Raw genomic sequence first — 6,260 nt, forward strand, 5'->3', positions numbered from 1 at the left:
TTTTTGGAAAAATAGCTATCTTGTTCCTGTGTTTTAAACTATTTTAATGAAACCTATACCATATCACAGTCATTTCTTACGAACGATTCATAGAGTAAATATAAAGGATAAGTTTCCTTTTTGAAAATAAGTGAAAGGAGATGAGATATATGAATAGAGAAAGATTATGTCAAGAATTCGCTAGAATATTGGATGGTACAGGAAGTTTGGACGCAAATGGAGTTTGTCTCGTACAGAGATTCCGAAATATAGATTTTGAAATACTTGGGAGGGAAACAAGATCGCCACTTGTAAATCCTCAATTTTTTTCATTTGAAGACGTAGATAGTAATGGAAATGCATTGAATTTAGGAGAAACAGTTCTTTTACAATCTGAAATTAATCCCTTATTAACGGAACTTCGACGATTTGATTTAACTGTTACGGCCATTCATAACCATTGGTTATTTGATGAGCCTCGTGCGATGTATATGCACTTTGAATCAGTTGAGCCTCCGCTTCAATTTGCCAGAAAAGTAAGAGCGGCTTTTAGAGTTTTAAGAAATAGCTAAAAAGTTCTAATCATATAAGAGGGATACCACTGGAACGTGGTGTTCTTTTTTATATAAGCGAGACGAAATTAGTTATCCACATGTAGATAGCTGAAAAAAGAAAAGTAATCCACAATCTATCATTGTTGTCTTTCTCTTGCATTGTACACATAAATAGGAAGAATCACTTTATCGGCAAAATCAAAAGCTATATTTACACAGTAAAATGTTGAACAGAATGAATGAACCGTGACGGTTTTTATATAGAGGTGGATTTATTGGAAAATGTAATTTTGTCATTTAAAGAAAAAAGAAGAGAGAAGCAAATACAATATGAACGAAAAGTATTAAAGGAAATTACACCAAAGCTTTTAAAGGAAAGGGTAGCTACATTTTTATTCAATCAGCATACATTAGGTATTACTTTTTCTCAAGTGTTGGAAGAAGGATGCTACGATGTTGCAATTGAATCCTTTTTACTAGGAGCCAATTTTAGTAAGTTTGGGTTTTATGGGGAATCAGAGGAGGATGTTAAGGCCAGATGTTTTAATGAAGAAAAGCATTTAATTGATACTTTATTTAATTTCATCCTATATTGGGGTAAAATTAGCGATTACGATATGTATAATGATTCTTTATATTATAAATGCGAACAATATGTAAATTGCTGGTGGAAGGATGGTTTTATGAAAGGGGCGAAACGATACAAACTTCGATTACACTAAAATGTTCTAAATTCCGGGCTTGTTCCATATTTTAAAGTAGGACGAGCGGAAGGAGATTGGAACATGTTTAGTAGGTTGAAATATACGGGAGTTGCGATTATTTTAGTCGCTTTGTTTTTAATTGTTACTTTTCGATTTATGGAAGAGTATTCTTGGAAATCGTGGAATTTGCCCCTTTCAGGTAAAGTGATAATTCTTGATCCGGGTCATGGCGGTCCGGATGGCGGAGCGACAGGTGGTGGTATTTTGGAAAAGGATATATCGCTGGTTATTTCCAAAATGCTTCGAGATTATCTGCAGGAGCAAGGAGCACTTGTTCTTATGACGCGAGAAAAAGATGTTGATTTAGCAGGGGACGTAGAAGGATACCGTGCTCGTAAACGTGCGGACTTAAAAAAACGTGTTGATATGATTAATGAATCACAAGCGGATTTATTTTTATCCATTCATCTAAATGCTTTTCCTTCATCTAAATCAAGTGGCGCTCAAACCTTTTATACATTACGCTATAAAGAAAATAAAGAAGTAGCGAAATTTATACAAAAAGAATTAACCGATAATCTCGAAAATACCCACAGAGAGGCTAAAACCATTGATCACGTATATTTAATGAAATATGCAGAGAAGCCGGGAGCTCTTGTTGAGGTTGGATTTCTTTCGAATTCACATGAACGAAAGCAGCTTACCGATTCAGGATATCAAAATAAAGTAGCGGCATCTATCTATGAAGGAGTTATGAGATATTTTACTGATGAAAAATTAGAGAAGAAAGAAGATTAAAAAGCAGGTTAAACGAGTGATTTTTTTCATTATGGTAATCAGGAATTGTTCTCTCTGAAAGTATATATGTTATACTGATTCTTGATAACGAATTCTAAAAAGAGGTGCAAATATGCTTACAGAACAACAAGTAGTAGAGCTGTTAGAAGAACTTCAAGATCCAATTCTACATAAAAGCTTAAAAGAAACAAATGCGATTGCAGAAGTAAAAATAAAGCCAGAAAAAAACCATGTAAGTGTGAAAGTGCTTATTGCGAAAACAGGTACGCCAGAACAGCTCCAACTACAAATGAAAGTAGTAGATGTACTAAAAAAAGCTGGAGCAGAATCTGTAGGTATTCGCTTTGGTGATTTATCTGAGGAAGAGCTTGCTAAGCATCGCTCAAATCAATCTGATGATGGATTAGGATTATTATCACCATCGAGCAAAACAAAGTTTATTGCGATTGCAAGTGGTAAAGGTGGGGTAGGTAAATCCACTATTTCCGTGAATTTAGCAACTTCGTTAGCTCGTTTAGGAAAAAAAGTCGGTTTAATCGATGCTGACATATATGGATTTAGTGTACCTGATATGATGGGTATTACACATAGACCTGTAGTCCGTGGAGAGAGAATTCTTCCGGTTGAAAGATTAGGGGTAAAAGTTATTTCAATGGGCTTCTTTGTAGAAGATAATGCTCCAATTATCTGGAGAGGACCAATGCTAGGTAAAATGTTGAATAGTTTTTTTAAAGAAGTAGAGTGGGGAGATTTAGATTATTTACTGTTAGACTTACCTCCTGGAACAGGTGATATTGCATTAGATTTACATTCAATGTTACCGGCATGTAAGGAAATCATTGTGACAACTCCACACCCAACTGCTGCATTTGTTGCTGCTCGAGCGGGTGCTATGGCAATTAAAACAGATCACGAAGTCATTGGTGTTATCGAAAACATGTCATATTTTGAAAGTAAGCTGACAAATGAAAGAGAGTATGTATTTGGACAAGGTGGCGGAGCAAAATTGGCTGAAGAGCTTCAAACTGTAGTATTAGGTCAATTACCGTTACAACAACCAGATTGGAATGAAGAAGATTTCGCGCCTTCTATTTATGATGCAGATCATAAATTAGGTCAAATTTATAAAGATATTGCTAAAAAAGTTATTGAAATCGTAGAAAAATAATAAAGGAAAGGTGTCCAATGTTTTCATTTTGGACACCTTTTTTGGTTATAAAAATATGGTCAGGTAAAGTTGTTTTGATAAAGAGGATATAGTAAATTAACTACCACCACCTCCTTGTTGATCACCGCCGCCACTTTCACCACCACCTCCACTACTACTGGTATCGGATTGACTTTCTCCTTGTCCTTTTTCTTTTTTAGATTCAGCGGGTAATTCTTCAGCTGCTTTTAAAAGAATACTTTGGATTTTCTCTAACACAAGCGGGCTCTCAATTGTTTCTATAGTGGTTTTCTTTAGTTCTGTACGTACATCTTTACTATTGATGACCTTTGTAAGTTCTTTTTTCATCTCTGGGTCCTGCCAGGTTTTCATAATCATAGCTAAATAATCGGGGTCCTTCATTAAATCCTTTAATAATTTTTTATGCTCATCTTCTAAGGATTTTGCATAGCTTGCTGCGAATTTAGGGTCCTTAAAGGCTTTTTTCCAAAAGGCTTTAGCCTTATCAGATGTTAAATTTTTTTCAATGGAATCTGTAACTGTTTTTTCATCCATAATTAATTCTCTTTTTACAGTTTCATCTGAGAGGATTTCTTGGATTGCCTTTTTCCCATCATCCGTTTTTAGTATATCAATAACCATTTTTTTGGTCTCTTCATAGTCAATTTTATCTTTCGATGTATTATTCTGTGAACAAGCAGAAAGAACGATAAGAAGAAATAAGATGGTAAATATTTTATAATGCTTCATGGATATAGGCCCCTTTCAAAGCTGATTCTAAAGTTAATATGAGTTGAAGTCAGAATTTTATTCATTATTGTTGGAAGTTATAGCATTTTAAATTCCTAATTGGTACAATTATGGAAAAATAACTAAATAATGGGGGAACAAGGATTGAGTAGTCGTCATTTAGTGCGTTTATTTTTTTCTACATTGATTTTGGGTGGAATCGTAGCGGGGATTGTAGGGGCATTAGCTAGATGGAATGAACAATTTCAACCACTTATCCAATCAGCAGATTATGTTGAGATGCTTATGACTTTTATTTGGTTGGTAGGAGTAGGATTTATTTTTAGCGTCATAAGTCAGATGGGTTTCTTTGCTTATTTAACCGTGCACCGTTTGGGGTTAGGGATATTTAAGAGCTTATGGAATCCTGTTCAAATCGTTTTGATCTTATTTGTATTATTTGATTTGGTTTACCTGCGTTATATAAGTTTTGGAAGTAACGATAGTATCATTTCTTATCTTTTAGTAGCTGGTATTGTAGTAGTTATAGGACTTCCTGTTGCGTATATCAAAATGAAACAAACTAATAAGCATGCATTTGTACCAGCATTGTTTTTTATGATAGTTATTACCACAATAGAATTAGTTCCAGTGCTTAGACAGGATGATATCAGTTGGGTCTACTACATGTTGATACCATTATTAGCTTGTAATGCTTATCAGCTATTGATTTTACATAAACTTAATCAAAAATCAGCTATTGAATTAGAAAAGAAAAAAAGTACTCGGGCACAATTAAAAGTAAGAAAAGCATAAATGTGTTAATAAATAAAAAAGATTTATCAATGACGTATGAAACGCTTGATAAATCTTTTTTTGAGTAGGAATTATTTTAAAGTGTTCGTGCTTCTTTTATTTAATTTCTTCTGTTTTGACAGTAGAATTTGAAATCATTTCTGAAACAGTAATCATTTTTAGATTTTTATTTTTTATTGTTTTTAATATAGTAGGTAGGGCATCTGCTGTTTGTTTGGCAGAGTCTGAAGCATGAAATAATAAAATATCGCCCTTTTCTACACGTTCGATATTTTCTACAATTCTAGCCACTCCAGGATTTGTCCAATCTTTTGAATCTACACTCCAATGAACGACTGTATAGTCAAATCGTTGACTAATTTCTAATAATCGTTTGTCAAAATGACCAGTTGGAGCTCTCAGATATTTAGTATTTTTTAAACCAAGCTTTCTGAAGACTTCTTGACCTTTTAATATATCTTTTATAATTTCATTGCTTTCTGCTTGAGAGTAGTCGACATAATTATATCCAAGCATTCCGATTTCATATCCTTCATCCACAATTTTTTCCACAATATGTGGATGTCTTTCTGCCCAAGAACCAGACAGAAAAAAAGTAACGTTTTTAATATCATTCTTTTTTAACTCGTCCAAGATGATAGGAGCTTTTTCATCTCCCCAGCCGATGTTAAAAGTTAATGCTACATTTTTTTCCCCTTTAAAAACAGCTTTAGGACCTTGTTTTGTAGAAAATACAGGATTTTCTGTACCGTATTGCATATACAAAAAAAGTGCAGTGAAAAAGGCTAATATAATAAAGAACACGTACTGTTTGACTTTCTTTGCTTGTAAGACCATAAAAAAATTCACTTCATCACCTCATCAAACATCTATATAAAATCCTATGCTTGTACGAAAAAGTTATGACAAGGAAAGCTACATAAATAAATGAATAATGGTAAATAGTAATCATTGATTATATTGCTGGGGTGATAGGATGTTAGGCGTTTTAATATCTAACAAAGAATTAGAAGAAATGGAGTATCTATTGAAAAGGGAAATGGATGAATTATTATATGACTTTAAAGATCAACGTATTGAAAATATTGTGAAGCGCGCAATGGAAGAGCGATATAAAATTTTATTTGGGTTATATTCAAAGGTAGCTTCAGTCGATTGCTGTATGAAATATATAAGAGTAAAAAAGTATTGATTTAGTATAAAAAAATATTTAAAAATCAATTGACATCTTTTTAGTATGCTGATATAGTAATAAACGTTGCTGAAAGCAAACAACTAAAAAAGTTTAAATAACAATAAAAAAGTTGTTGACAGCGAAAAGCAATGATGTTATATTTTAAAAGCTGCTTTTACAGTAGCGAAAAAAACAACAAAAAAGTTGTTGACATAAATTTGATAAAATGTTAAATTTATAAAGTCGCTCCTAAGAAGTGATGAAACAATTTTTAAAAAAGTTGTTGACAAAGAAATAGCGATTGTGATAGAATAAAAAAGCTGTTTCGAACAAATGTT

At 33.0% G+C, this 6,260-nt stretch carries 8 protein-coding genes; 6 read left to right on the forward strand and 2 right to left on the reverse strand.

From position 1 onward, the window contains the following. The first annotated feature begins 149 nt into the window (after positions 1–149). The 4 genes from BN349_RS21685 (at position 150) to BN349_RS21700 (ending at position 3,203) form a co-directional block, all read left to right on the forward strand. Positions 150–551 (forward strand): DUF1259 domain-containing protein, encoded by a 402-nt coding sequence (locus BN349_RS21685; protein ID WP_019244416.1) that lies wholly within the window; start codon positions 150–152, stop codon positions 549–551. A gap of 257 nt (positions 552–808) precedes the next feature. Beyond that, on the forward strand, positions 809–1,255 hold the full coding sequence (locus BN349_RS21690; RefSeq protein WP_019244417.1) for a DUF2521 family protein: 447 nt from the start codon (positions 809–811) through the stop codon (positions 1,253–1,255). A gap of 63 nt (positions 1,256–1,318) precedes the next feature. Then, positions 1,319–2,035 (forward strand): N-acetylmuramoyl-L-alanine amidase CwlD, encoded by a 717-nt coding sequence (gene cwlD, locus BN349_RS21695; RefSeq protein WP_019244418.1) that lies wholly within the window; start codon positions 1,319–1,321, stop codon positions 2,033–2,035. Positions 2,036–2,147: 112 nt separating this feature from the next. Then, positions 2,148–3,203 (forward strand): Mrp/NBP35 family ATP-binding protein, encoded by a 1,056-nt coding sequence (locus BN349_RS21700; protein WP_019244419.1) that lies wholly within the window; start codon positions 2,148–2,150, stop codon positions 3,201–3,203. Between the two features lie 96 nt (positions 3,204–3,299). On the opposite strand, the gene gerD is transcribed toward BN349_RS21700, so the two are convergent. Then, entirely contained in the window at positions 3,300–3,953 is a 654-nt protein-coding gene (gerD, locus tag BN349_RS21705; RefSeq protein ID WP_019244420.1) for a spore germination lipoprotein GerD, read from the reverse strand. Between the two features lie 144 nt (positions 3,954–4,097). Between gerD and BN349_RS21710 the strand changes: the two genes are divergently transcribed. Further along, on the forward strand, positions 4,098–4,748 hold the full coding sequence (locus BN349_RS21710; protein WP_019244421.1) for a KinB-signaling pathway activation protein: 651 nt from the start codon (positions 4,098–4,100) through the stop codon (positions 4,746–4,748). A gap of 96 nt (positions 4,749–4,844) precedes the next feature. On the opposite strand, the gene pdaB is transcribed toward BN349_RS21710, so the two are convergent. After that, positions 4,845–5,597, reverse strand: coding sequence for a polysaccharide deacetylase family sporulation protein PdaB (pdaB, locus tag BN349_RS21715; RefSeq protein ID WP_019244422.1), 753 nt, complete (start codon positions 5,595–5,597; stop codon positions 4,845–4,847). Between the two features lie 127 nt (positions 5,598–5,724). Between pdaB and BN349_RS21720 the strand changes: the two genes are divergently transcribed. Continuing rightward, the gene (locus BN349_RS21720) at positions 5,725–5,940 is read left to right on the forward strand and encodes a hypothetical protein (RefSeq protein WP_019244423.1); all 216 of its coding nucleotides are present in this window, start codon (positions 5,725–5,727) and stop codon (positions 5,938–5,940) included. The last annotated feature ends 320 nt before the right edge of the window (positions 5,941–6,260 follow it).

It is taken from the genome of Bacillus sp. AP8, assembly GCF_000321185.1.
Taxonomy (GTDB): Bacteria; Bacillota; Bacilli; order Bacillales; family DSM-1321; genus Bacillus_AD; species Bacillus_AD massilioanorexius.

Excerpts from the sequence above, each read along its gene's own strand:
- BN349_RS21685 (WP_019244416.1), top strand. The coding sequence starts at position 150 with ATGAATAGAGAAAGATTATGTCAAGAATTCGCTAGAATATTGGATGGT.
- cwlD (WP_019244418.1), top strand. The coding sequence starts at position 1,319 with ATGTTTAGTAGGTTGAAATATACGGGAGTTGCGATTATTTTAGTCGCT.
- BN349_RS21700 (WP_019244419.1), top strand. The coding sequence starts at position 2,148 with ATGCTTACAGAACAACAAGTAGTAGAGCTGTTAGAAGAACTTCAAGAT.
- gerD (WP_019244420.1), bottom strand. The coding sequence starts at position 3,953 with ATGAAGCATTATAAAATATTTACCATCTTATTTCTTCTTATCGTTCTT.
- BN349_RS21720 (WP_019244423.1), top strand. The coding sequence starts at position 5,725 with ATGTTAGGCGTTTTAATATCTAACAAAGAATTAGAAGAAATGGAGTAT.